The organism is Burkholderia sp. AU39826 (genome assembly GCF_020419965.1).
Lineage (GTDB): Bacteria > Pseudomonadota > Gammaproteobacteria > Burkholderiales > Burkholderiaceae > Burkholderia > Burkholderia semiarida.
In genome coordinates this window covers 697,862-722,281 of the sequence record NZ_JAIZQG010000001.1, presented here as the reverse complement: position 1 = coordinate 722,281, position 24,420 = coordinate 697,862, and the positions used below count along the sequence as shown (strand labels likewise).

The 24,420-nt window shown below is 68.7% G+C and carries 20 protein-coding genes; 10 read left to right on the top strand and 10 right to left on the bottom strand.

Annotation, left to right across the window (positions count from 1 at the left end):
• Positions 1-11: 11 nt before the first annotated feature.
• On the bottom strand, positions 12-1,325 hold the full coding sequence (locus LGM42_RS03185; protein WP_373453021.1) for a cytochrome-c peroxidase: 1,314 nt from the start codon (positions 1,323-1,325) through the stop codon (positions 12-14).
• A 59-nt stretch (positions 1,326-1,384) separates the two neighbouring features.
• The gene (locus tag LGM42_RS03180) at positions 1,385-2,848 is read right to left on the bottom strand and encodes a metallophosphoesterase (protein ID WP_226231545.1); all 1,464 of its coding nucleotides are present in this window, start codon (positions 2,846-2,848) and stop codon (positions 1,385-1,387) included.
• Between the two features lie 170 nt (positions 2,849-3,018).
• Here LGM42_RS03180 and LGM42_RS03175 point away from each other — a divergent pair, with 170 nt between their 5' ends.
• Entirely contained in the window at positions 3,019-3,867 is an 849-nt protein-coding gene (locus LGM42_RS03175) for a class I SAM-dependent methyltransferase (protein ID WP_060311091.1), read from the top strand.
• 108 nt (positions 3,868-3,975) lie between these two features.
• On the opposite strand, the gene LGM42_RS03170 is transcribed toward LGM42_RS03175, so the two are convergent.
• The 5 genes from LGM42_RS03170 to LGM42_RS03150 form a co-directional block, all read right to left on the bottom strand.
• Positions 3,976-4,287 carry a hypothetical protein gene (locus LGM42_RS03170; RefSeq protein WP_226231544.1) on the bottom strand — a complete coding sequence of 104 codons (312 nt, stop codon included), beginning with the start codon at positions 4,285-4,287 and terminating at the stop codon, positions 3,976-3,978.
• Positions 4,284-6,305, bottom strand: a complete 2,022-nt coding sequence (locus tag LGM42_RS03165) for a BCCT family transporter (RefSeq protein WP_060311089.1) — start codon at positions 6,303-6,305, stop codon at positions 4,284-4,286. The genes LGM42_RS03170 and LGM42_RS03165 overlap by 4 nt, the downstream gene beginning before the upstream one ends.
• A gap of 310 nt (positions 6,306-6,615) precedes the next feature.
• Entirely contained in the window at positions 6,616-7,803 is a 1,188-nt protein-coding gene (locus LGM42_RS03160) for a porin (protein WP_226231543.1), read from the bottom strand.
• A 127-nt stretch (positions 7,804-7,930) separates the two neighbouring features.
• Positions 7,931-10,351: a glycoside hydrolase family 31 protein gene (locus LGM42_RS03155; RefSeq protein ID WP_226231542.1), complete on the bottom strand. Its 2,421-nt coding sequence runs from the start codon at positions 10,349-10,351 to the stop codon at positions 7,931-7,933.
• Between the two features lie 26 nt (positions 10,352-10,377).
• Entirely contained in the window at positions 10,378-11,649 is a 1,272-nt protein-coding gene (locus LGM42_RS03150; protein ID WP_059582281.1) for an MFS transporter, read from the bottom strand.
• Positions 11,650-12,121: 472 nt separating this feature from the next.
• On the opposite strand from LGM42_RS03150, the gene LGM42_RS03145 reads away from it, so the two are divergent.
• From LGM42_RS03145 to LGM42_RS03110, 8 genes are all read left to right on the top strand, one after another.
• Positions 12,122-13,066: a MurR/RpiR family transcriptional regulator gene (locus tag LGM42_RS03145; RefSeq protein WP_059639331.1), complete on the top strand. Its 945-nt coding sequence runs from the start codon at positions 12,122-12,124 to the stop codon at positions 13,064-13,066.
• On the top strand, positions 13,063-14,055 hold the full coding sequence (locus LGM42_RS03140; protein WP_124658066.1) for an isoaspartyl peptidase/L-asparaginase family protein: 993 nt from the start codon (positions 13,063-13,065) through the stop codon (positions 14,053-14,055). The genes LGM42_RS03145 and LGM42_RS03140 overlap by 4 nt, the downstream gene beginning before the upstream one ends.
• 26 nt (positions 14,056-14,081) lie before the next feature.
• Positions 14,082-15,986: a dipeptide ABC transporter ATP-binding protein gene (locus LGM42_RS03135; protein ID WP_226231541.1), complete on the top strand. Its 1,905-nt coding sequence runs from the start codon at positions 14,082-14,084 to the stop codon at positions 15,984-15,986.
• 102 nt (positions 15,987-16,088) lie between these two features.
• A complete protein-coding gene (gene gsiB, locus LGM42_RS03130) occupies positions 16,089-17,651 on the top strand; it encodes a glutathione ABC transporter substrate-binding protein GsiB (protein ID WP_060311085.1) in 1,563 nt (520 codons plus the stop codon).
• A 67-nt stretch (positions 17,652-17,718) separates the two neighbouring features.
• A complete protein-coding gene (gene gsiC, locus LGM42_RS03125) occupies positions 17,719-18,639 on the top strand; it encodes a glutathione ABC transporter permease GsiC (RefSeq protein WP_059582267.1) in 921 nt (306 codons plus the stop codon).
• 7 nt (positions 18,640-18,646) lie between these two features.
• Positions 18,647-19,540, top strand: coding sequence for a glutathione ABC transporter permease GsiD (gene gsiD / locus LGM42_RS03120; protein WP_059582264.1), 894 nt, complete (start codon positions 18,647-18,649; stop codon positions 19,538-19,540).
• Positions 19,540-20,622: a P1 family peptidase gene (locus tag LGM42_RS03115; RefSeq protein WP_226231540.1), complete on the top strand. Its 1,083-nt coding sequence runs from the start codon at positions 19,540-19,542 to the stop codon at positions 20,620-20,622. Before gsiD ends, LGM42_RS03115 begins: the two co-directional genes overlap by 1 nt.
• Positions 20,619-21,446 carry a M55 family metallopeptidase gene (locus LGM42_RS03110; protein WP_226231539.1) on the top strand — a complete coding sequence of 276 codons (828 nt, stop codon included), beginning with the start codon at positions 20,619-20,621 and terminating at the stop codon, positions 21,444-21,446. The genes LGM42_RS03115 and LGM42_RS03110 overlap by 4 nt, the downstream gene beginning before the upstream one ends.
• A gap of 35 nt (positions 21,447-21,481) precedes the next feature.
• Here the strand turns inward: LGM42_RS03110 and LGM42_RS03105 are convergent, their stop codons facing one another.
• Complete coding sequence (locus tag LGM42_RS03105) at positions 21,482-21,676, bottom strand: hypothetical protein (RefSeq protein WP_226231538.1); 195 nt, start codon at positions 21,674-21,676, stop codon at positions 21,482-21,484.
• Positions 21,677-21,750: 74 nt separating this feature from the next.
• On the opposite strand from LGM42_RS03105, the gene LGM42_RS03100 reads away from it, so the two are divergent.
• On the top strand, positions 21,751-22,530 hold the full coding sequence (locus LGM42_RS03100; RefSeq protein WP_060311081.1) for an AraC family transcriptional regulator: 780 nt from the start codon (positions 21,751-21,753) through the stop codon (positions 22,528-22,530).
• 436 nt (positions 22,531-22,966) lie between these two features.
• Here LGM42_RS03100 and pcaG read toward each other — a convergent pair whose 3' ends face one another.
• Both pcaG and pcaH read right to left on the bottom strand, forming a co-directional pair.
• Entirely contained in the window at positions 22,967-23,560 is a 594-nt protein-coding gene (pcaG, locus tag LGM42_RS03095; protein ID WP_060311080.1) for a protocatechuate 3,4-dioxygenase subunit alpha, read from the bottom strand.
• Positions 23,561-23,563: 3 nt separating this feature from the next.
• Positions 23,564-24,271 carry a protocatechuate 3,4-dioxygenase subunit beta gene (pcaH, locus tag LGM42_RS03090; RefSeq protein WP_226231537.1) on the bottom strand — a complete coding sequence of 236 codons (708 nt, stop codon included), beginning with the start codon at positions 24,269-24,271 and terminating at the stop codon, positions 23,564-23,566.
• Positions 24,272-24,420: the final 149 nt, after the last annotated feature.

The window sequence follows — 24,420 nt, the reverse complement described above, 5'->3', positions numbered from 1 at the left end:
TTCGGCCAGGGTCAGCGCGCCGGCGCGGCGGTGCGCGTAAGCCGGGCAGCGGCCGCTGCCGGTCCGGCGATGCCCGTATACCGCGCATCGGTGAGCGTGCCGAGAAATGCGACGATGTCGTCGATTTCCGCGTCGGTCAGCGCGGGCGGCGTACCGGGCCGGCGGTTCATCGGCGTCGAGTTGACGTTGATGTTGCCGCGATAGGCGGCCGGCACGTCGTCGAACGTTCGGGCCCCGTGATACCAGAAGCCCGGATCGGTCGAGCGCGTGTTGTAGAACGCGACCGCGTCGCGCAGCGTCGTGAACACGCCGTTGTGCATGAACGTCTGCTTGACCGCGACGTTGCGCAGCCCCGGCGTGCGCAGGTAGCCGCACCACTGCGTCGGTTCGGGCCAGCGCAGCCGCCGCGCGGTGTCGCACAGCCCGTTGTCGAAGTGGCGCGGATCGCGGTTCGCCGGCAGCGCCCGGTTGCGCGGCACCGCGATCGCGTCGTAGCCGAAATCGGTGAACAGCGAGCGCTCCGGGCGGCTCGACGTGTCCGACAGCGTATGGCAGGTCATGCAATTGCCCTTGTCCGGATTCCGGAACAGCGCGAGCCCGCGCATCTCGGCCGGCGCGAGCGGCTTGCGCGTGCGCAGGAACGCATCGAAGCGCGACGTGAACGGCGCCATCTCGTCGCTCTGCAGATAGGCTTCGACGGCCGAACCGAGCGCGCGCACCAGGCGCTCGGGATCGCGCCGCACCGGCGCGCCGAAGCGCGCGGCGAGATCGGTCGCGAGTTCGGTCGCATTCACCTTGCGCAGCAGCGCGGCCGGCGACCGGTTGTTCATCTCGTTCGGATCGAACAGCGGCCCGCGGATCTGTTCGGCGAGCGTATCCGCGCGGCCGTCGCTGAACAGGCCGCCGAACGGCGACGGCGCGGGCGCATCGTCGTCCTGATAGAAGTGGCGGCGCGGCACGTAGCGCACGTACAGCAGCGACGGCGCATTGCGCTGGCTGAAGCGCCCGGGCCGGCTGCCTTCCGGCACGCCGGGCCCGGCAAGCGACGCGGCCGACAGCGTCGGCGCGAACGCGCGGCCCGGATCGTGGCAGCCCGCGCAGGACATGCCGCGCGGCTCGGACAGCCGTGCGTCGAAGAAGATCCGGCGGCCGAGCGCGACGAGCGTCGGGTCGGGCGCGAAGCGCGCGGTCGCCGCATCGATCTTGCCCGTCACCTGCGGCGTGCCGTTGCCGATCGTGTCGACGACGCGCGACGGCGGCGCGCCGGGCAGCAGGACCGTTTCGGCCGGCGCGGCGTGGGTCGCGAGCGTCAGGCCGGCGAGCAGGGTGGCGGCAAGCGTGTGCAGACCACGTACGCCCGGCCCGTCACGTCGAACTTCGTCACTCACGGCGCGATGAACCCCGTCTTGTCGCAGGCGAGCGTCCTGCCCGACTGATTGCACGACGCCAGGAGCTTGCCGGCCGCCGAATACGCATGGAACACCCAGCCCGTTGCCGGGGCGGCGTTGCGCTCCATGATCAGGAAGCCGAAGCTGTTGTTGTGCGACAGCCGCTCGATCACGGCGCCCGGTGCGGGTGTCAGGCCGGCCGGGAACGGGTCGGGCAGCGCGACGTCGAGGTTGTCGCCGCCGTTGCCGGACACGATCGTCGCCGGGTGCCCCGACGAGAAGTTGATCGCCTGGAAATCGTGCACGTGGCCGTGCAGCGCGACGTGCACGCCCGGCGGGTAGTACGCCTGCGCGTTGAGGCTCGACATCACCGACTGCAGCGCGAGGTTGCCCGGCGCGGGTGTGCTGCCGGCGATCGGCGCGAATGCGAGAATCGGATGATGGTTCGTGAAGATCGTCGTCGTCATGCCGGGCTTCGACGCGAGCGATGCGACCGTCTGGAACTGCTTCTGGTAGATGCCGAACTGCGCGTCGGTGGTCTTGAGCGGCGTGCGGCCGACCTTCGCGGTGTCGAACACGATCACCTGCGAGCCATCGCCGAGTGAAACCGCATAGGGCTCCGAATAGTTTGCGTCGTTGTCGTTGGCCGGATCGTCGCACGAGCGGGCGGCCGAGTACGGGCGCGGGTTGAGGAAGCGGAACCAGCCCTGGCCCGCCCGCGCGCATTCCTCGTGGTTGCCGCGCACGACCACCCACGGCGCCTTCGCGAGCAGCGGCGCGGCCGGGCGGAACAGGTCGGCCTGCCAGGTATCCCAGCCGTAGCCCCACGGGCTGTCCTTGCAGCCGGCGATGTCCGGCGGGCACGCGTTCTCGCGGTAGTGGTAGTCGCCGACGTGCAGCACGAGATCGGGCGACAGCTTCGCGACGCTGGCCGCGATCGTGCCGAGCGGCCAGACCGCGGCGTCGTTGCACGCCTGCCATGCGTTGTCGGCCTTCTTCATCCGGCAGCCCGTGTCGGCGATGATCGCGATGCGCCGCGGCTGCGCTTTCGGCAGCGGCAGCGTGCGGCCCGCGACGCTCGCCGCCTGCGCGCCGGCGGGCAGCGTGGCCTCGCAGACGGACACCGGGAAGCTCGACGGTTTCGAATCGGCCGGGTCGCTGGCGGTCGGCCGCTGGGCGACGGTCGCCGCGCCTGCGCGCAGCGCCATGCGCGACAGCTTGCCGTCGACGGTCAGTTGCGGGCATATCGGATCGCCGGCCGACGCGGGCGTGTAGTCGGTGATGACGCGCGCGATCGCCTGGTTCGCATCGCCGATCTCGACCCATGCGGCCTGGACGTTGGCGGACGCGCTGGCCGGATCGTCCGGCGTATCGATGTGATTCGAGCACGCGGACAGCGCGGCGAGGGCAACAAGCGGGGCGCAGCGCACGAGCAGCGCGCGCGAGAGGATTCGTCGCATGGGAAGGGGAAGCGCCGTAGGAAAGCCGTCAACGATACGCAGCGCGAATGTAAGAAATGTGAAAAGCGCGGCGCGACAGCGCGCATGAACGCGGCAATCGGCCTTGACTTCAAGCCGGCTTGAAGCAGTATCGTCCGGTTCGTCATCAACGAATCGGAAGGGAATCGACGATGGAAGCCAACCGGCCCAACGAAGCGCAATCCGCGCTATGGAACGGTCCGTCGGGGCGCGCATGGGTCGATGCGCAGGCGCTGATGGACCGGATGTTCGAGCCGTTCGAAACGCTGCTGGCGGATGCCGCGGCAGCGTCGTCCGCAATGCACGTGCTCGATGTCGGCTGCGGCACGGGCGCGGTCACGCTCGCGATCGCGCGGCGGCTCGGCGCGGGCGCGCAGTGCACGGGCATCGACATTTCGGCGCCGATGATCGACGCTGCCCGCGCGCGTGCCGAACGCAGCGGCGTGCGCGCCCGGTTCGTGTGCGCGGACGGGCAGACGCATGCGTTCGAGCCTGCCAGCGTCGACCTGTTCGTGTCGCGCCTCGGCGTGATGTTCTTCGACGACCCGGTGCGGGCGTTCGCGAACCTGCGGCATGCGGCGCGGCCCGGCGCGCGGATGCGGTTCGTCGCGTGGCGCGGCGCGGCCGACAACCCGTTCATGACGACGGCCGAGCGGGCGGCCGCGCCGCTGTTGCCGAACCTGCCCGCGCGCCAGCCCGGCGCGCCGGGACAGTTCGCGTTCGGCGACCGGCAGCGGATCGCGTCGGTGCTGTCGGATAGCGGCTGGGCCGACGTCGCGATCGAGCCGGTCGACCGCGCGTGTGTGCTGCCGGCGTCCGCGCTGGACGACTACATCGCTCGGCTGGGCCCCGTCGGCCTCGCATTGCTGAAGACGGACGAAGCAACGCGGCAGCGCGTGATCGACACGACGCGCGCGGCGTTCGAGCCGTACGTGCATGGCGCCGAGGTGCGGTTCGATGCGGCGTGCTGGCTGGTGACGGCGCGCGCGCCGTCTGCCTGACGTGTAGCGTGAAAGCCGCGGAAGCGGATCAGGGAAGCCCTGGCCGCCCGTCCGCGCCGGGATGACGCGCACCCGTGTGACGAAGCAGGGCCGCGCGACGTGCGTGCGTCAGCGTTTGCGCGCGCGCAGCATCAACCCCGCGCAACCACCGGCCGCCAGCACGAGACCGAGCAGGACGGCCTCCACACCGAGCGCGAAACCGGGCGGCATTTCGCCGCTGTTCGGCACCGGCGCCAGGTTGCCGGCCATTGCGATTGCGCCGCCGGCGAGCAGCGCCGCGCAGACGATCCAGTAGATCTTGCCGCGCGGCGGCGCCGCGCGGATTCGCCACAGCGCGATGGCGCCGCCGCCGAGGTACAGCACGGCGAGCGTGCCGAGCGCGATGACGTCGGCCGCGCGGCTGTGCAGCAGCCCGCTCATTCGGCCTCCGTCGCGTGCCCTGGCGCGCGGCTCAGCAGATGCGTGCGCGTGTCCGCCGCGAGCGACACGTAGCGTTCGTACTGGCGCAGCACGTCGGCAATCACTTCGTCGCCGCGCAGGTATTCGACGTCGTAGCCGAGCCGGCCATCCTCGAAGAACGTGACGATGCCATACACGTGCGCACGCGACGCGTCCGGCTCGGCCGCCTCGCGCACCAGGAACGCGGCCGCGGATTTCGCGGTGACGCGCACGCCGTACACGAAATCGCGATGGTCGGCGGTCGGCACGGTGAGCCGCACCGCATCGTCGCTGTCGCGCTGCACGTGCGCATCGACGCCGCTCGCGCGCAACTCGTCGGCGACCTTGCGCAGCGCGGGCTCGACCGTTTCCGCGACGAACTGGCGCGCCTCGGCCTCGGTCGTTTGACGCAGGATGTGCGTCAGGCGAAGGCGCCAGTGCTGGCCGGTCCAGAAGCTCGTCGCGGGTGCGACGTCCTGCGAATAGTGCGCGCGGTCGGCCGCGAGCCCGCGCCACAGCCCGTAGCAGAGCGCGAGCATGATGAGGGCAACCGGCAGCGCGGCGATCAGCGTCATCGCCTGCAATGCGCCGAGCCCGCCCGCGACGAGCAGCACCGCGGCCGTCACGCCGAGCAGCGCGGCCCAGAACAGCCGCTGCCAGACCGGCGAATGCGCGCTGCCGCGCGTCGCGATCTGGTCGATCACGAACGCGCCCGAATCCGCGGACGTGACGAAGAACACCGCGATCAGCACGATCGCGACGATCGACAGCAGTTGCGGCAACGGCAGGAAATCGAAGAAGCGGAACAGCAGCGCATCGACGCTGGTCGCCGTCTGCGCGAGCGCGCCGGCCGCGCCGTGCGTATCGAGCCAGATCGCGCTGTTGCCGAACACCGTCATCCACACGAGGTTGAACGCCGTCGGCACGAGCAGCACGCCGATCACGAACTGACGGATCGTGCGGCCGCGCGAGATGCGCGCGATGAACATGCCGACGAACGGCGACCACGACACCCACCACGCCCAGTAGAGGATCGTCCAGCCGCCGAACCAGCCTTCCTCGCGCGGCGGCGCGTATGCATAGGTGCGGAACGACAGGTCGACGAGGCTCGACAGGTACTGACCGATGTTGTCGGCGAGCGCGCGCAGCAGGAACGCCGTCGGGCCCGCGATGGCCACGAACGCGAGCAGCAGGAACGCGAGCAGCAGGTTCAGCTCGGACAGCCTGCGCACGCCCTTGTCGAGGCCGCTCGCGGCCGACAGCCCCGCGAGGATCACGACGAGCGCGACGAGCCCGAGGCGAAACGTATTGCCGCCCGTGTCCCAGCCGGCGACCGTATGCAGGCCCGCGCTGATCTGCATCACGCCGTAGCCGAGCGTCGTCGCGATGCCGGCGACCGTGCCGACCAGCGCGAACGCATCGACCGTGTGGCCGATCCAGCCGTCGATGCGCTCGCGCAGCACCGGATACAGCCCCGAGCGCAGCGTCAGCGGCAGGTTGTAGCGGAAGCCGAAGTACGCAAGCACGAGCCCCATCAGCCCGTAGATGGCCCACGCATGGAAGCCCCAGTGGAAGAAGGTCATCAGCATCGCCTCGCGCGCGGCGTCGGGCGTGCCGGGGGCGACCGTCGGCGGCTTCAGGAAATGCTGCATCGGCTCGCCGACGCCGAAGTACATCAGGCCGATGCCCATGCCGGCCGCGAACAGCATCGCCGTCCACGACACGAAGCTGAATTCGGGTTCGGCATCGTCGGGGCCGAGCCGGATCTTGCCGAAGTCGCTGGCGGCGATCAGCACGAGAAACACGAGGAAGCCGGTGACGGCGAGCACGTAGAACCAGTCGAAACGTGCGATGACCCATTGCTGGCCGGCGAGGAACAGCGCGCCGGCTTCGCTCGGGTGCAGCGCGCACACGACGAGCAGCGCGCCGATCACGGCGAGCGCGGGCAGGACGACCTGCGGCTTGAATGTCGTGCGAGGCGAGGGACGGAGATCCGGCATGGCGGGTATCCAGTTGTGGGCGCAACGACGCGCAACGCCGCCCGGCGCGCACGTCGCGCGTCGGACCCTGATACGGCATGCGTCGAGTGTACCGCGGTGTCAGGACTGCAAGAACGGGTATGCAGAGGGAATCGAACCTGACGAATTGTAAGGTATCGGGGCGATCGGGAAAACCGGCGCGGTGCGCCGGCCGGGCTGGTGGCGGGACGGGGAAACGTCGTGGAGAACGTCTATGAGGCGCCCGGACGGCGCATGCAGGGTGCGCATCGTCCGGGGCGTGGAGAGCGTGCCGAAGGGCCGCCCGGCGGGTTCAGAACGTGACGGCGATCCCCGCCATGCCGACGAACTGGCCGCGCGTCGTCGACGGCGTGAGCTGCTGCGAATCGCCGACGATCGGCGCCGCGTCGACGATGTGCCCGGCGCCTTGTGCGCCGAGCGTCTGCCCGCTCGAATGCGTGTACGCCTGCAGCGCGTAGAGCGTCGTGCGTTTCGACAGGCTGTACGACTCCTTCAGCGAATACTGTTGATAGCGGGCCGCGCTCGCGACGCCGTTCGCCTTCGATGCGAGCGTGTACGCGAATGCGCCGGCCACCGAGAACGTCGGCGTGAAGCGGTACGCGGCGAGCGCGCCGTAGGTGTTGAACACGGCCGTGTCGGTGAAGGCCGAGCCGTTGCCGGGCAGGTACTTCACGTTCGAATAGTTGAGCCCCATCGTCAGGTCGCCGAGCGTGTAGTTGCCGGCCGCCGCGACCTGTTCGACGGCCTTCGCGGTCAGATAACCCTGGTTCAGCACGGATACCGCGAAGCTGCCCGACGCTGCGGTGGCCGGATTCTGGAAGCCCGCGGACGTGCCCGAGCTGTTGATCCGCAGGTAGCCGGCCGCGATCCCGATCGGCCCGTTCGCGTAGCGCAGCGCGGCGCTGAACGTGTTGCCCTTGCCGGTCGCGCCGGCGATGCCGCCGAATGCGTACATCGCGCTCGCGGTGAGTCCGGCGAAGGTCGGCGACGTATAGGTGACCGAGTTGTTCACGCGGATCGTCGTGTCGAGGCCGTCGATGTCGCCGGGATGCGCGCCGGTGGCGCCGGTCAGCCAACTGCTCGACGCGTACGGGCCGACGAACAGGAAGTATGGCGTGTACTGGCGGCCGGCCGTGACCGTGCCGTAGCGAACGTTGCGCAGGCCGACGAAGGCCTGGCGGTTGAAGATCGTGCCGGCGGCGGCCTGCGCGCCCGTATTCAGGTTGAAGCCGGCCTGCAGGTCGAAGATCGCGTGCGTGCCGCCGCCGAGATCCTCGTCGCCGCGCAGCCCGAACTTCGACGCATACAGGTTGCCGTCGCGCATATAGACGTTCGAGTGTCCCTGCTGGTTGTTCACGTACGCGATCGAATCGTCGACCACGCCGTACAGCGTCACGCTGCTCTGCGCATGGGCGGCGGTCGTGCCGAGCGACGCGGCCGATAAAATGAGGATTGCATAACGGTTGACGGGTGCTGTCATTGTCGATCTCCGGGTCTCTTCATCTTTTCAAGGGGGCGGGAGGTTGAATGCCTCCTCTGTGGCAGGCGGCGGGCCGCGCGAACGGCCCGCCTGATCGGGTTGGCTTCGGCCTCAGCGATTCAGCGGTTCAATGGTCGAACGCGACGACGAGGCGGCGCCATGCGCCGTCCCGCGTATCCTGCTCGACGCGCGCACCGCGCACGGCCACCGGGCCTTGCAGCGACGTGGGCAACAGGATCTCGACACGGTCGGCCGGGCGCGCCGGGCGGCCGTCCCAGCGGACCGACACGCCGAGCGCGCCGGACGCCTCGCGGCCGGTCTCGATGCGCCACAGTCCGTATTCGCCGTCGCGCCAGGCTTCCGTTTCGCCGTCGTCCTCGACGCATTCGCCGTACGCGACGCCGTCCTCGATCCGTGGCGCGACGAGGAAGCCGCGCGTGTCGGCGCGCGCACCGAAGTGCTGTTCGGCGACGTTCAGCGGCAGCACGCGGCCTTCGCGCAGCAGCATTACCGGCGTGTCGAGCGGCGCGGGCAGCGTCACGCTCGCGCCGCCGTCGAACGATTGCGCGCTCGCGCAGCACGTCCAGCGTGCGCCCGACGGCAGATACACCGTGCGCTCGGACTGGCCGGGATCGACGACCGGCGCGACCAGCAGCGCGTCGCCGAGCATCATGTCGTCGCACGCGTCGTAGCAGCGCACGTCGCCCGGGAAGTCGGCGAAGGTCGGCCGCAGCACGGGCTCGTAGCGCGTCGTCGACAGCCACAGCAGGTGATAGAGGTAGGGCAGCAGCCGGTAGCGCTGCTTGATCAGCGACGCGATCTGCGCGGTGATCTCCGGGTACATCCACGGTTCGTTGACGGTGCCGTCGTCGTTCCACGAATGAATGCTGAAGCGCGGCATGAAGATGCCGAACTGCACCCAGCGCAGCAGCAACTCCGGCGACGGCGCGGGGCCGGAGAAGCCGCCGATGTCGTGACCGATGTTCGATACGCCCGACAGCGCGAGCCCGAGGCCCATCTTCAGGTTGTAGCGCAGCGTTTCCCACGACGTGTAGTTGTCGCCGGACCACGTCTGCACGTAGCGCTGCATGCCTGCGCCGCCGGAGCGCGACACGAGGAACGGCCGCCGCGCCGGCGCATGCGCGCGCTGCGCGTCGCGCGACGCGCGCATCATCAGCATCGTCTGCAGGACCTTCGCCTCGCGCGCCGGAAACGGCTGGCCGAAGCCGTGCGCGATCGCGTCGGGCGACCAGATCTCGTATTCGTTGTTGTCGTTCCAGGTCGACCCGATCCCGTATTCCAGCAGCGCCGACGTGACTTGCTCGCGCCACCAGCGGTAGGCGTCCGGCTGCGTGAAGTCGACGTACGCGCCGACCTCGTCCCAGAACTGCACCCACGCGGGCTCGCCGGAGGCCGAGCGGATCAGCAGGCCGCGCTTCGCGGCGTCGTCGAAGGCCGGATGGTCGCGCAGCAGGCACGGCTTGATGTTCGCGCACAGGCGGATGCCGTGGTCGCGATAGTGCTGCACGAAACCCTTCGCGTCGGGAAACTTGTCGCGGTTCCAGTTGAACACGTAGCGCTTCGCGCCGATCGACGTATAGCCCGACGACAGGTGGAACGAATCGCACAGGATGTCGTGCGCGTCGCACTGCTCGACGAACTGGTTCATCTGCTGCTGCGCGTCCGGCGCATCGGTGTAGCTCATCGTCGAGCCCGAATAGCCGAGCCCCCATTTCGGCGTGCGCGCCGGACGCCCGGTCAGCCACGTGAAACGCCGCGCGGCCGCGAGCGGCGTATCGGGCGACGCGATGAAGTAGTAGTCGAGATCGCCGTGCTCGGCGACGAAGTAGCGATAGAGCCCGTGGTAGTTGTCGAGTTCGCGGCCCATGTCGAACGTGCAGTCCGACAGCGTGTCGTAGAACAGCCCGAACCCCTGGCGCGCATCGGGCGACCACGTGATGTAGAACGGGATGTGCTTGTAAAGCGGGTCGGTGTGCTTCGCGCTGTAGCCCATCGCGTCGATGTTGCGCATCTCGAAGCGCGCGCCCGTGCGGTCGAGTTCGCCCGCGCGTTCGCCGAGGCCGAATACCTTGTCGCTCCGCTCGCGGGCGACGTAGTGATAAGCACGATCGTCCCACCAGCCGAAGTTGTACGCCTGCGTCGCGCGGTCGGCGAGCACGATGCGCCATGCGCCGTCCGCGCCGCGCATCGACCACGTGCAGTGGCCGCCTTGCCGGCGCACCGCGAGCCGGATCTGCGCGGTTTCGATCCGCACGCCGTCGTCGTCTTCGGCGAAGTCGTAGTGGGGCAGCGCGAAGCCGCTCAGGTCGAGGCGGTCGCGCCCGTCGAGCGGCACGTCGTCGAGGCCGGGCGCGATGGTCCACGTGCGCGGGGTGCGCGCCGTCGCGTCGGGCAGCACGCGCAAGCGCACGATGTCGTCCTCGAGCACGAAGATTTCGATGCTGGCGCCCGTATCGGACGCGAGCAGCACGCGGTTCGCGTGGTGGCTGGCGACGCGGAACGCGGGCGGATGAAGGAGCGAAGTCATAAGGCGATTCCTGGTGAAAACGGAGCTCAGGCGTGCTGCGCGAGCAGGCGTTCCTGCTTCGACTGGCCGCGGATCAGCACCGCGAGCAGCGTGACGCCGATGATGTCGAACAGGCCGAGGCACGCGAACAGCGGCGCATAGCCGATCTTGTCCGCGAGCGCGCCGACCAGCAGCGAGAAGCCGAGGCCGCCGATCCACGCGGCCATCCCGGCGAAGCCGCTGGCGGTGCCGACCTCCTCGGAATCGAACACGTCGGCCGACAGCGTGTTGACGAGCGCGGAGATCATCTGGTGCGCGAAGCCGCCGACGCAGAACAGCGCAATCGCGGTGTACGGCGACGACACGAGCCCGATCATCGCCGGCCCGAGCATCAGCACCGCGCCGAGCGCGACGCCGGCGACGCGCGACCACACGAGCGGCAGCTTGAAGCGGTTAGCGAGGTAGGGCGACAGGTAGCCGCCGGCGATGCCGCCGAGGTCGGCCGCGAGAAACGGCATCCACGCGAACACCGCGATCTGCGTGAGCGGCATGTGGCGCTCGGTCGCGAGATACAGCGGAATCCAGAAGCTGAAAGTCTGCCATGCGGGTTCCGCGAAGAAGCGCGGCAGCGCGATCGCCCAGAAGCGCCGGGCGGTGACGACGTCGCGGACGCGGCGCCTGGACACGGGCGGCATCGTGGCCTGGCCGTCGCGGATCAGCGTGCGTTCCCGCGCCGTGATGCGCGGATGGTCGGCCGGCGACCGGTACTGCGTGTACCAGAGCGCGGCCCAGATGAAGCCGAGCGCGCCGGTGACCATGAACGCGGCCTGCCAGCCGAACCGCATCGAGATGAACACGACGAGCGGCGGCGCGATCGCGGCGCCGAGCGACGTGCCCGCGTTGAAGTAGCCCACCGCGACGGATTTCTCGCGGTCGGGAAACCATTCGGCGACGGCCTTCATCCCCGACGGAATCGCGGCCGCCTCGAACAGGCCCAGAAAGCCGCGCAGGATGCCGAGCGACAGCCAGCCGGACGCGAAGCCGTGCGCGACGCCGACCACCGACCACAGCATCGCGAACAGCGCGAAGCCGAGCCGCAGCCCGATCAGGTCGACGATGAACCCGCATACCGGCTGCATGATCGTGTAGCCGATCTGGAACGCGCCGACGATGTACGAGTACTGCTGCGTCGAGATCGCGAACACCTGCTTGAGCTCGGGCGCGAGCACCGCGAGGGAATTCCGTGCGAGGTAGTTGAGAATCGTGCCGAGACACACGAGCACGATGATCCACCAGCGCAACGCCTTGACTGTCTTCACTGCTGTCTCCTGTCAGGCAGGGCGGGCGCGCGGCGCCTGCCCGGTCCATGAGGGCCATCCGTCGGGATGGCTTGTTTCGTTTTCGTTCGTACGATGTCCGATCTTGCTGCCCGCCGGTTTGTACCGGTTTATATCGAATTCACGGTGTTCGAGCGAACATTTGATCGTCATCACACTGCAATGTTATCTGACGACTGATCATTTTCGAACATCCTATGTTCGAATGCGAATCCGGTCAACGTGAATCTGCATTCGAACGAACTTGCTTGGGGTTTTCCCGATGACGGTGCGCCCGACACAGGGGTCGCGACGGAAGGGCGTCGTCCGTCGAAGGCCCGTGCGGCGCGGGCGGGCGACTTCGCGGACGGCTGACGAAGGTGCGCGGGGGTGACAACCCTGATGAAAATTTATTTTTTTCCTGGCATCAGATTGTGTAAATTCATTTTCATCGAACCTTGCAACAACCCTTCGCATGACGCCTCTCGTTCCGCCCGATGTCAGTCACGACGAACCCGCGATCGCCGAGCGGATCGCGTCGGCGATGCCGTTGATGACGCCGATTCACCGGCGCATGGGCGAATTCGTGCTGGCGAACCCGTTTCGCGCGGCGACGATGCGGATCGACGAGCTCGCGCAGGCCGTGAACGCGTCGATCGCGACCGCGAACCGCTTCGCGAAGGCGCTCGGTTTCGACGGCTATCCGGCGATGCGCGCGGCGCTCGTGCGCGGCTTCGAGGCCACGCTCGGGCCGGTCGAGCGGCTGCGTTCGGCGCAGGAGCAGGAGCCCGGCGTACGCGGCGCGGTCTGGATCGATGCGGTGTTCGACCAGGCTGTCGCCAACATCGAGAACACGCGCGCGCAACTGGATGCGGCCGACGTCGAGGCGGCGGTCGAGGCGATCGTCGGCGCGCGGCGCGTGCTGATTCTCGGCGCCGGGTCGAGCGCGTTTCTGACCGGATTGATGGAGCACGGACTGTCCGTCTGCCATGACAGCGTGCAGTCGCTCGCGCTGCTCGGCGGCCCGTCGCATGCGGCGCGACGTCTGTACACCGCCGATTCGCGCGATCTCGTGATCGCGCTCGCGTTTCCGCGCTACGTGAAGGACACGATCGAGCTGGCCCGTCGTGCGGCCGCGCGCGGCGCGCGCGTGCTCGGTATCTCCGACGGCCCGCAATCGCCGCTCGCGCCGATCGCGTCGCTGAACCTGTACGTCAAGGCCGAGCGGCGCTTCGCGGCCACGTCGGAGGCCGCGGTGCTGACGATGATCGAGGCGCTGATCGACGCGGTCGCGCTGCGCACGCACCGGTCCGCGAAATCTGCCGCCGAGATGACCGAATTCCTGCTGCCGTGGCTCGTGCAGCCGCAAGCGGCGCTGCCGGCCGCCAACCCTTCTTCCCCCCGTCCGAAAAAATCATGACTTCACCCGCGATCGTCGCGATTCACGGCGGCGCAGGCACGATCCTGCGCGAAGCGATGGATACCGACACCGAACGTCGGTACCGCGCCGAACTCACCGCGATCCTGCAGGCCGCGCAACAGGTGCTGGCCGACGGCGGCAGCGCGCTCGACGCCGTCACCGTCGCGGTGCGGATGCTCGAGGATTGCCCGCTGTTCAACGCCGGGCGCGGCGCCGTGTATACGGCCGAAGGCAAGCACGAACTCGACGCGGCGGTCATGGACGGCGCGACGCTCGGCGCCGGCGCGATCTGCTGCGCGACCCGCGTGCGCAATCCGGTACTCGCCGCGCGGCGCGTGATGGAGGCGAGCGAGCACGTGCTGTTCGCCGGCGCGGGCGCCGACGCATTCGCGGCCGCGCAGGGGCTCGAGCTCGTGGAACCCGACTACTTCGATACCGAAGCGCGGCATGCGCAGTGGGTCAAGGCGCGCGCGGCGGCCGGCGCGATGCTCGATCACGATGCGGCGACGTTCGTGTTCGGCCAGTCGCAGCCGCAACCCGCCGAGCCGCTCGATCCGGACCGCAAGCACGGCACGGTCGGCGCGGTCGCGTGCGACGTGCATGGCCATATCGCGGCGGCGACGTCGACGGGCGGCATCACGAACAAGCAGCCGGGGCGCGTCGGCGATTCGCCGATCATCGGCGCCGGCTGCTATGCGGACGACGCGACCTGCGCGGTCTCGTCGACGGGCACCGGCGAGATGTTCATTCGGCTCGCGACGGCCCACGACGTCGCCGCGCAGATCGCATATCGCGGCGCGTCGCTCGCCGACGCCGCGCACGACGTCGTGATGAACAAGCTGCCGCGCCTGGCGGGCCGCGGCGGAATCATCGCGGTCGACGCGCACGGCAACGTCGCGATGCCGTTCAACACCGAAGGGATGTACCGCGGCTACGCGCGCGTCGGGGAAGCGCCGGTCGTCGGCATCTACCGCGACGACGCGGCCTGAAACCGGATCGCACGAGGAGATACGCGATGACTTCGAGCCGTAACCCGTCGGCCCTGGCGCTGCCCGAGCAGCGCGTGGTGGCCGTCGATGACCTGTCGGTCACGTTCCGCCGCGAAAGCGCGACGTTCGACGCGGTGCGCAACGTGTCGTTTCACGTCGATCGCGGCGAGACGCTCGCGATCGTCGGCGAATCGGGCTCCGGCAAGTCGGTCACGTCGCTCGCGCTGATGCGGCTCGTCGAGCACGGCGGCGGCGAGATCACGAGCGGACGGATCGCGTTCCGGCGCCGTGGCGGCGCACTGGTCGATCTCGCGCAGGCGAGCGCCGCGACGATGCGCGGCATCCGTGGCGCGGACATCGCGATGATCTTCCAGGAGCCGATGACGTCGCTGAATCCGGTGTTTACGGTCGGCGACCAGATCAGCGAGGCGATCGCGCTGCACCAGTCGAAGAGCGCGGCCGAAGCCCGCGCGGAAGCGCTGCGGCTGCTCGATCTCGTGCGCATCCCGGAAGCGCGCCGCGTGTTCGCGCGCTATCCGCACCAACTGTCGGGCGGGATGCGGCAGCGCGTGATGATCGCGATGGCGCTGTCGTGCCGGCCCGCGCTGCTGATCGCCGACGAGCCGACGACCGCGCTCGACGTGACGATCCAGGCGCAGATCCTGCAACTGATCCGTGGGCTGCAGGACGAAATGAACATGGGCGTGATCTTCATCACGCACGACATGGGCGTGGTGGCCGAAGTGGCTGACCGCGTGCTCGTGATGTATCGCGGCGAGAAGGTCGAGGAGGGCGAGTCGGACCGCATCTTCGCGACGCCCGCGCATCGCTACACGCGGGCACTGCTCGCGGCCGTGCCGCGGCTCGGCTCGATGCAGGGCACCGACGCGCCGGAGAAATTCCCGCTGCTGAAGGTGGACGGCACGAGCGCGACGGCCGCGGCCCCGACCGCGGCGTCCGCCGCGAACGACGCGCAGCCGCTCGTCGATCACGCCGCGCCGCCGATCCTGCGCGTGCGCGATCTCGTCACGCGCTTTCCGGTGAAGAGCGGCGTGTTCGGCCGCGTGTCGCGGTACGTGCATGCGGTGGAGCGCGTGAGCTTCGAGCTGCGCGCGGGCGAGACGCTCGCGCTCGTCGGCGAATCGGGCTGCGGCAAGTCGACCACCGGCCGCTCGCTGTTGCGCCTCGTCGAATCGCAGAGCGGCTCGATCGAATTCGACGGACGCGACATCAGCGCAATGAAGGGGCATGACCTGCAGGCGCTGCGGCGGAACATCCAGTTCATCTTCCAGGACCCGTTCGCGTCGCTGAACCCGCGCCTGACCGTCGGCTTCTCGATCATGGAGCCGCTGCTCGTGCACGGCGTCGCGAGCGGCCGTGAAGCGCAGGCGCGCGTCGACTGGCTGCTCGACAAGGTCGGCCTGCCGCCGGAAGCCGCGCGCCGCTATCCGCACGAATTCTCGGGCGGCCAGCGTCAGCGGATCGCGATCGCGCGCGCGCTCGCGCTGAACCCGAAGGTCGTGATCGCCGACGAGTCGGTGTCGGCGCTCGACGTGTCGGTGCAGGCGCAGATCGTCAACCTGATGCTCGACCTGCAGCGCGAACTCGGCGTCGCGTACCTGTTCATCTCGCACGACATGGCGGTGGTCGAGCGCATCAGCCATCGCGTCGCGGTGATGTATCTCGGCCAGATCGTCGAGATCGGCCCGCGCCGCGCGGTGTTCGAGGCGCCGCAGCACCCGTACACGAAGAAGCTGATGAGCGCCGTGCCGGTGGCCGACCCCGCGCGCCGGCATGCGCCGCGCCAGCTCGCGGCCGACGAGATTCCGAGCCCGATCCGCGCGGTCGGCGACGAGCCGCTCGTCGCGCCGCTCGTCGCGGTCGGCCCCGATCATTACGTCGCGACGCATCGCGTCGGCGGCGCGTATTGAGTAGTGGAGTCGTGCGTTGCGATGACGGCGCACGAACCGGCAGGCAGTCGAAACCGAAACGCCCGTGAGGCGTCACCGATTCACCGATAGGAGCCCAGCAAAATGAACAAGCAGCATCCGTTTCCGATGTTTCGTCCGCGCGCATGCTTCGTCGCGCTCGCCGGCGCGTTCGCGCTGTCGGCCGCGCTGCCCGCGTTCGCGCAGCAGACCGCGGTGATGGCGGTGGATTCGACCTTCACGACGATGGACCCGTACGATGCGAACGACACGGTGTCGCAGGCCGTCGTCAAGTCGTTCTACCAGGGGCTGTTCGGCTTCGACAAGGACATGAAGCTCGTCAACGTGCTCGCGACCGGCTACGAAGCCAGCCCCGACGCGAAGACGTACACGATCAAGCTGCGCTCGGGCGTGAAGTTCCACGACGGCACCGATTTCAACGCGGCGGCCGTGAAGGCGAACTTCGACCGCGTGACCGATCCCGCGAACCACCTGAAGCGCTACAACATGTTCCGCGTGATCGAGAAGACCGAGGCCGTCGATCCGACCACGGTGAAGGTCACGCTGCGCGAGCCGTTCTCGGCGTTCATCAACACGCTCGCGCACCCGTCGGCCGTGATGATTTCGCCGGCCGCGCTGAAGAAGTGGGGCCGCGACATCGCGCTGCATCCGGTCGGCACCGGCCCGTTCGAGTTCGTCGAGTGGAAGCAGACCGACGATCTGAAGGTGAAGAAGTTCGCCGGCTACTGGAAGAAGGGCTACCCGAAGATCGACGCGATCGACTGGAAGCCGGTGGTCGACAACAACACGCGCGCGGCGCTGATGAAGACGGGCGAAGCCGATTTCGCGTTCCGCATTCCGTTCGAGCAGGCGGCCGACCTGAAGAGCAACCCGAAGGTCGACGTCGTCGAGCGGCCGTCGATCGTGCAGCGCTACGTGTCGCTGAACATGCTGCAAAAGCCGTTCGACAACCCGAAGGTGCGACAGGCGCTGAACTACGCGGTGAACAAGGAAGCGCTGGCGAAGGTCGCGTTCTCCGGTTTCGCGACGCCGTCGACCGGCGTGGTGCCGCAGGGCGTCGATTACGCGACGAAGCTCGGGCCCTGGCCGTACGACCCGGCGAAGGCGCGGGCGCTGCTGAAGGAAGCCGGCTACCCGAACGGCTTCGAGACGACGCTGTGGTCCGCGTATAACAACTCGACGTCGCAGAAGGCGATCCAGTTCGTGCAGCAGCAGCTCGCGCAGGTCGGCGTGAAGGTGCAGGTGCAGGCGCTGGAAGCCGGCGAACGCGTCGCGAAGGTCGAGAGCGCGCCGGATCCGGCGAAGGCGCCGGTGCGGATGTACTACATCGGCTGGTCGTCGTCGACGGGCGAGGCGAACTGGGCGATCACGCCGCTGCTGGCCGGCGCGTCGGCGCCCCCGAAGCTCGTCAACACCGCGTACTACAAGAACGACGCGGTCGACGGCGATCTGACGAAGGCGCTCGAGACGGTCGACCGCACGAAGAAGGCCGAGCTGTATGCCGATGCGCAGAAGCAGATCTGGGCCGATGCGCCGTGGATCTTCCTCGTGCAGGAGAAGATCGTGTATGCGCGCAGCAAGCGGCTGCAGGGCGCGTACGTGATGCCGGACGGTTCGTTCAACTTCGACGAGATCTCGGTGAAATGACGGCGGCTTGCCCGCCACGCAGTGCCGGCGGCGTAAGCCGCCGGTGCGCTGATTCGATCGGTGTCCCATGCTGAATTTTCTCGTCAAACGCCTGTTCGGCCTGCTGCCCACGCTCGCGATCGTCGCGGTGCTGGTGTTCCTGTTCGTGCACCTGCTGCCGGGCGACCCGGCGCGGCTCGCGGCCGGCCCCGAAGCCGACGAGGCGACCGTCGCGCTCGTGCGCGCCGATCTCGGGCTCGACCGGCCGCTGCCCGCGCAATTCGCGCGCTTCTTCGCGAAGATCGCGCACGGCGATTTCGGTGTGTCGACGCGCAGCAAGCGGCCGGTGTCGACCGAGATCGGCGAGCGTTTCATGCCGACGCTGCTGCTCACGCTCGTCAGCATGGTGTGGTCCACGCTGTTCGGCATGGCGATCGGCATCGCGTCGGCGGTCTGGCGCAATCGCTGGCCCGACCGACTCGGGATGACGCTCGCGGTGTCGGGCATCTCGTTTCCCGCGTTCGCGCTCGGCATGCTGCTGATGGAGATCTTCTCGGTGAAGCTCGGCTGGCTGCCGGTCGTGCCGGACGGCACGTGGAAGAGCTACGTGCTGCCGTCGCTGACGCTCGGCGCCGCGGTCGCGGCGGTGATGGCGCGCTTCACGCGCGCGTCGTTCGTCGAGGTGCTGAACGAGGATTTCGTGCGCACCGCACGCGCGAAGGGCGTGCACGAGCCGATGGTCGTGCTCAAGCACTGCCTGCGCAACGCGATGATCCCGGTCGTCACGATGATGGGGCTGCAGTTCGGCTTCCTGCTCGGCGGCTCGATCGTCGTCGAGGCCGTGTTCAACTGGCCGGGGCTCGGGCGCCTGCTGGTCGACGCGGTGACGATGCGCGACTACCCGGTGATCCAGGCGATCGTCCTGCTGTTCTCGCTGGAATTCATCCTGATCAACCTGACCGTCGACGTGCTGTACGCGGTCATCAACCCGACCATCCGGTTCAAGTGAGGCGCGCATGAACGCGACTGTCCAGCCCGCGGCGCCGGCCGCACCGACCGCGATCCGCACGCCGTGGCGCGAATTCTGGCGCAAGTTCCGCAAGCAGACCATCGCGCTCGTCGCGGGCGGCTTCGTGCTGGCGCTCGTCGTGCTCGCGTTCGTCGGCCCGCACATCGTGCCGTTCGATCCGGAAAACTATTTCGACTACGACGCGCTGAACGCGGGGCCGTCGGCCGTGCACTGGTTCGGCGTCGACTCGCTCGGCCGCGACATCTTCAGCCGGATCGTCGCGGGCACGCGGATTTCGCTGGCCGCCGGCTTCTTTTCGGTGGCGCTCGGCGCGGTGATCGGCACGTTCTTCGGGCTGCTTGCCGGCTATTACGAAGGCTGGTGGGACCGCATCACGATGCGCGTGGCCGACGTGCTGTTCGCGTTCCCGGGCATCCTGCTCGCGATCGGCGTGGTCGCGATCCTCGGCAACGGGATGATCAACGTGATCTGCGCGGTCGCGATCTTCAGCATTCCGGCGTTCGCGCGGCTCGTGCGCGGCAACACGCTGATGCTCAAGCACATGACCTACGTCGAGGCCGCGCGCAGCATCGGCGCGTCGGACTGGACGATCATCATGCGGCACATCCTGCCGGGCACCGTGTCGTCGGTCGTCGTCTATTTCACGATGCGCATCGGCACGTCGATCATCACGGCCGCGAGCCTGTCGTTCCTCGGGCTCGGCGCGCAGCCGCCGACGCCTGAGTGGGGCGCGATGCTCAACGAGGCGCGCGCGGACATGGTGACGGCGCCGCACATCGCGGTGTTCCCGAGCCTCGCGATTTTCCTCACCGTGCTCGCGTTCAACCTGCTCGGCGACGGGCTGCGCGACGCGCTCGACCCGAAGCTGGAGCGCCGTTGATGCGGGCTGCATCGATGTGGGCGGCGACGCTGCCGGCCGGGCCGCGCGGCACGATCGCCGACGTGCCGGGCGTGACCGTCGGCCATTGCACGCTCGATGCCGGCAGCGTGCAGACGGGCGTGACCGTGGTGAAGCCGCATCCGGGCGACGTGTACCGCGGCAAGGTGCCGGCCGGCGCGGCCGTGATCAACGGTTTCGGCAAGAGCGTCGGGCTCGTGCAGGTCGACGAACTCGGCACGCTCGATACGCCGATCGCGCTGACCAATACGTTCGGCGTCGGCGCGGTCGCCCATGCGCAGATTCGCGCGGCGATCGCGGCGAATCCGCGGATCGGCCGCGACTGGCCGACCGTCAATCCGCTCGTGTTCGAGTGCAACGACGGGTACCTGAACGACATCCAGGCCTTCGCGGTCACCGCCGCGCATTACGACGACGCGTGCCGAGCGGCATCGCGGGACGTCGCACGCGGCGCGGTGGGCGCCGGGCGCGGGATGTCGTGCTTCGACCTGAAAGGCGGGATCGGTTCCGCGTCGCGCGTGGCCGTTGCGGCCGGCCGGCCGTATAAGGTCGGCGCGCTCGTGCTCGCGAATTTCGGCCGGCTGTCGATGCTGACACTCGGCGGTGTGCCGCTCGGGCGCATCGTCGCGCAACGGCGCGCGGCCGAAGCCGCGCACACTGCGCCGCCCGAGCAGGGCTCGATCATCCTGCTGCTGGCCACCGATGCGCCGCTCGACGCGCGGCAACTGTCGCGGCTCGCGCGCCGCGCAGGGGCCGGACTGGCCCGTACGGGCTCGGTCTACGGGCATGGCAGCGGCGACATCGGGCTTGCCTTCTCGACCGCGTACACGATTGCGCATGACGCGTCGACGATCGCGCTGCCGGCCCTCGTCGCCGATGCGGCGCTCGATCCGCTGTTCATGGCCGCGGCCGAAAGCGTCGAGCACGCGATCGCCGACGCGTTGCTGCAGGCGGTGACGGTCGCCGGACGCGACGGCCACGTGCGGCAATCGCTGCGCGACGCCGTGCCCGATCTCGACCGCTTGTTCAACGAAGATAACGCAGGGCATCCGACCCAGTCATGAAGATCCTGATCTCGACCGACATCGAGGGTGTCGCCGGCGTATTCGCCGCCGAGCAGACGCGTGCCGGCAATCCGGAATACGAACGCGCGCGCCGCTGGATGACCGCCGAGGCGAACGCGGCGATCGAAGGCGCGTTCGCCGGCGGCGCGCAGGCCGTCTGGGTCAACGACTCGCACGGCGGCTTTCGCAACCTGCTGCCCGACGGGCTCGATGCGCGGGCGCGTGTCGTGCTCGGCAAGCCGCGTACGCTCGGCATGATGACGGGCCTCGAACAGCAGCCCGATCTCGTATTCATGATCGGCTATCACGCGAAATCGCAGACGCGCGGCGTGCTCGCGCACACGATCAACAGCTTTGCATTCACGCAGGTGTGGCTGAACGGCGTCGAGCTCGGCGAAGCCGGGCTGTACGGCGCGCTGGCGCGCGAATACGGCGCGCACGTCGCGCTCGCGACCGGCGACGACGTATTCGCCGACGAAACGCAGCCGCTGTTTCCGGACGCGCGTTTCGAGACGGTCAAGACGGCCGGCGGCGCATCGAGCGGCGAGACGCTCACGCCGTCCGCGTCGTGCGCGCGCATCGCGGCCGCGGCGCGCGAAACGGTCGCGCGGGCGCGGTCGGCCGGCGTGCGCGCCGGCGCGCATCGGCCCGCGCCGGCCGCGTGCACGCTGCGCGTGCAGACGGCCGCGCTCGCCGACCTGTTCTGCGTGCTGCCGTCGCTCGAGCGCGTCGATGCCGTGACGCTGCGCTTCGACGGGCCATCGGTCGAGCACACGGTGCGCACGCTGAACAGCCTGTCGGCGATGTCGTTCATGCTGCGCTGATGCGTGCCGCGACGATGCCGCCGGCGCGCGGCCGGTCAGCCGATCGCGACGGGGCGGGCCGTCGCGGCGAACGCATCCATCGCCGCGACCCGCGCGAGCGGCGTCTCGTTCATCGGATAGCGGCCCGCATGGCGCGGCACGTCGATGCCGGCGAGCGGGTGCCGCCGCGGGCAGGTGCGGGCCATCGGCGCCGCGTCGACGACGGTGGTCGCGGCCGAGAGGTCGCGCAACGGTGGAGCGGATCGTAGATCGTTCGAAGGCGACCCGCCTTCGATATCGGGTCATTGATGATGGAATTCGGGCCGTGAGAAATACGCTGCTAGATCCTTACGAACACATTCCCCGGAGCGTGGTCGTGACCGCCAACGACTTTGCGGCGGGCATGACGTTTCCGGAACACGCGCACGTGCGCGGACAATTCGCGTTCGCGTCGCGCGGCACGATCAGCGTGTCGACGCCGCACGGCCGATGGCTGGTGCCGCCGCAGCGCGCGTGCTGGGTGCCGGCCGGCGTGCGGCACGAAATGACGATGACCGGGCCGGTCACGATGCTCAACGCATTCGTGACCGTTGACGCCGCGCAGGCGGCCGGGCTGCCCACCCAGTGCGGCGTGTATGGCGTGTCGCCGCTGCTGCGGCAACTGATCGACGATGCGATCGATTTGCCGGCCATGTACGACGTCGACGGTCGCGCGGGCAAGCTGATGGATCTGCTGGTTGCGGAAATCGCGACGATGCCGCGCCTGTCGCTGCATGCGCCGCTGCCGGCCGACGCGCGGCTGGCGAAGGTGTGCCGGCACCTGTTCGCGGCGCCGTCGATCGCGGCCGATCTCGACCGGGTCGCGGCCGACGCGGGCGTGAGCCGGCGCACGTTCACGCGGCAGTTCCGTGCGCAGACGGGTGTGAGTTTCGCCGCGTGGCGCCAGCAGGTGTGCATGCTCGCGGCGATTGCCCGCCTGACCGACGGGCAGCCGGTGACGCGCGTCGCGCTCGATCTCGGCTATGCGAGCGCGAGCGCGTTCACGTCGGCGTTTCGCCGCATTCTGGGCGACACGCCGAGCCGTTATCTGGAGATTCGTCGCTAGGATTCGGCACAGGCCACGCGCTTGCGTGGGCCGCCGCGCCAAAAAAAATACGCGTCCGCCAACTTCGGCCAGACGCGTTTAAAGGCACTCTGTCTGAAAAAATGCGCGGGCCGCCTGCCGGGCAGCGTCGCGCATCATCCCTGTCATTGTTTCTTCGTACGATTCAATTCTGTCTGCTCGTGGTGGAAAACGAAGCATACGCCGCATAACGCGCAAACGATATCGTGTCGCCCACATGATTGATGTGCTGTCGCAGCATGCGTTTCGATCGCGCGTTCGATCTCGGCACGGGAAGCCAATAACGCCAGACGTCCGCAGCCGCCGTGCATCACGACGCGGCGCATCATCGAAGGTGACCCAAAACGCCGTGTGGCGCGATGCCGGTCGGTATCGCGCCACACGGCGGTGCGGTGGCAGGCGCAGCTTGCCGCATGCGTCAAACGTCGAAGAATACGGTCTCTTCCGGCCCCTGCATGCGGATGTCGAAGCGGTAGACGACCGGGCGGCCCGGCTGCGCGTCGCGTTTCGCGACGAGCGTCGCGCGGCGCTCGGCCGGCACCGCGTTCAGCACGGGGTCGACCGCGTTCGCGGCTGCTTCGTCGTCGAAGTAGACGCGCGTGAACGCATGGGTGAGGATCCCTCGCATCATCACGGTCACGTTGATGTGCGGCGCCTCGTCCGCGGCGACGCGGCCCGGCTTCACCGTCTCGACGACGAAGCGCTGCTGCGGATCGGTGCCCGTGCCGACCCGCGCGAAGCCCGTGAAGCCGGATTTCGCGACGTCGTCGCGCGACGCGGGGTAGCGGCCGGCGGCGTCCACCTGCGTGAATTCGAGCACCGCGTCGCCCACGACGTTGCCGTCGCCGTCGAATACCTGCCCGACCAGCAGCACATGCTCGCCTTCGGCGTGCGCGGCGGCGATCGTCGGCGTGAACAGGCTTTTCAGGTCGTAGCCGTATTGCTGCGGGCACAGGCCGTACGCGAAGTACGGGCCGACCGTCTGCGAAGGGGTTTGCTTCAGCGTCGTCATGGTTCAGCGCTCCATCGGGGTGGCGTCGCGGCCGCGCAGCACGATGTCGAATACGTAGCCGAGCGCATAGCCTTCTTCTGTGATGTCCATCGAGAAGCGCGAGATCAGGCGCTCGCGCGCTTCTTCGGGCGTGCCCTGGAAGATCGGGTCGTACGCGAGCAGCGGATCGCCGGGGAAGTACATCTGCGTGACGAGACGCGAGCCGAAGTAATCGCCGAACAGCGAGAAGTGGATGTGATTCGGGCGCCACGCGTTCGGATGGTTGCCCCACGGATACGCGCCGGGCTTGATCGTCAGGAAGCGGTAGCGGCCTTCGTCGTCGGTCAGGCAGCGGCCGGCGCCGAGGAAGTTCGGATCGAGCGGCGCGTCGTGCTGGTCGACCTTGTGCACGTAGCGGCCGGCCGCGTTGGCTTGCCACACCTCGACGAGCGTGTTGCGCACGGGCTTGCCGCCTTCGTCGAGCACGCGGCCGGTGACGACCATCCGTTCGCCCAGCGGCTCGCCGTTCTTCACGGCGTTCTTCGTCAGGTCGTGGTCGAGCGCGCCGAGATCTTCCGCGCCGTAGACGGGCGCGTACTGGTCGCGCAGCTTCTCCTTCAGCGGAATCAGCGGGCGGGTCGGGCCGCGCTTCACGGACGAACGGTACTCGGGGTGAACATAGGCCGGATGCGACGGCCAGTCGCGCGGCGTGAGGATCGTGGGGGAATCCATCGGGCGTCTCCTGTCAGGTTTTTTCGCGAAGTGGATGGCACGACTTTAGCCAATCCGGAAAGTTATGCAAAATGACCTTTTTTCGCGAATCGCATAACGGTTCGTTATGTTCTTACCCACAATGAAAATTCCGCCGGACAGAAAGCCTG

Coding starts and splice junctions, on each gene's coding strand:
- LGM42_RS03140 (WP_124658066.1), top strand. CDS start 13,063: ATGACTTCACCCGCGATCGTCGCGATTCACGGCGGCGCAGGCACGATC.
- pcaH (WP_226231537.1), bottom strand. CDS start 24,271: ATGGATTCCCCCACGATCCTCACGCCGCGCGACTGGCCGTCGCATCCG.
- LGM42_RS03165 (WP_060311089.1), bottom strand. CDS start 6,305: ATGCCGGATCTCCGTCCCTCGCCTCGCACGACATTCAAGCCGCAGGTC.
- LGM42_RS03170 (WP_226231544.1), bottom strand. CDS start 4,287: ATGAGCGGGCTGCTGCACAGCCGCGCGGCCGACGTCATCGCGCTCGGC.
- LGM42_RS03110 (WP_226231539.1), top strand. CDS start 20,619: ATGAAGATCCTGATCTCGACCGACATCGAGGGTGTCGCCGGCGTATTC.
- gsiD (WP_059582264.1), top strand. CDS start 18,647: ATGAACGCGACTGTCCAGCCCGCGGCGCCGGCCGCACCGACCGCGATC.
- LGM42_RS03145 (WP_059639331.1), top strand. CDS start 12,122: ATGACGCCTCTCGTTCCGCCCGATGTCAGTCACGACGAACCCGCGATC.
- gsiC (WP_059582267.1), top strand. CDS start 17,719: ATGCTGAATTTTCTCGTCAAACGCCTGTTCGGCCTGCTGCCCACGCTC.
- LGM42_RS03155 (WP_226231542.1), bottom strand. CDS start 10,351: ATGACTTCGCTCCTTCATCCGCCCGCGTTCCGCGTCGCCAGCCACCAC.
- LGM42_RS03180 (WP_226231545.1), bottom strand. CDS start 2,848: ATGCGACGAATCCTCTCGCGCGCGCTGCTCGTGCGCTGCGCCCCGCTT.
- LGM42_RS03115 (WP_226231540.1), top strand. CDS start 19,540: ATGCGGGCTGCATCGATGTGGGCGGCGACGCTGCCGGCCGGGCCGCGC.
- LGM42_RS03160 (WP_226231543.1), bottom strand. CDS start 7,803: ATGACAGCACCCGTCAACCGTTATGCAATCCTCATTTTATCGGCCGCG.
- gsiB (WP_060311085.1), top strand. CDS start 16,089: ATGAACAAGCAGCATCCGTTTCCGATGTTTCGTCCGCGCGCATGCTTC.
- LGM42_RS03135 (WP_226231541.1), top strand. CDS start 14,082: ATGACTTCGAGCCGTAACCCGTCGGCCCTGGCGCTGCCCGAGCAGCGC.
- LGM42_RS03175 (WP_060311091.1), top strand. CDS start 3,019: ATGGAAGCCAACCGGCCCAACGAAGCGCAATCCGCGCTATGGAACGGT.
- pcaG (WP_060311080.1), bottom strand. CDS start 23,560: ATGACGACGCTGAAGCAAACCCCTTCGCAGACGGTCGGCCCGTACTTC.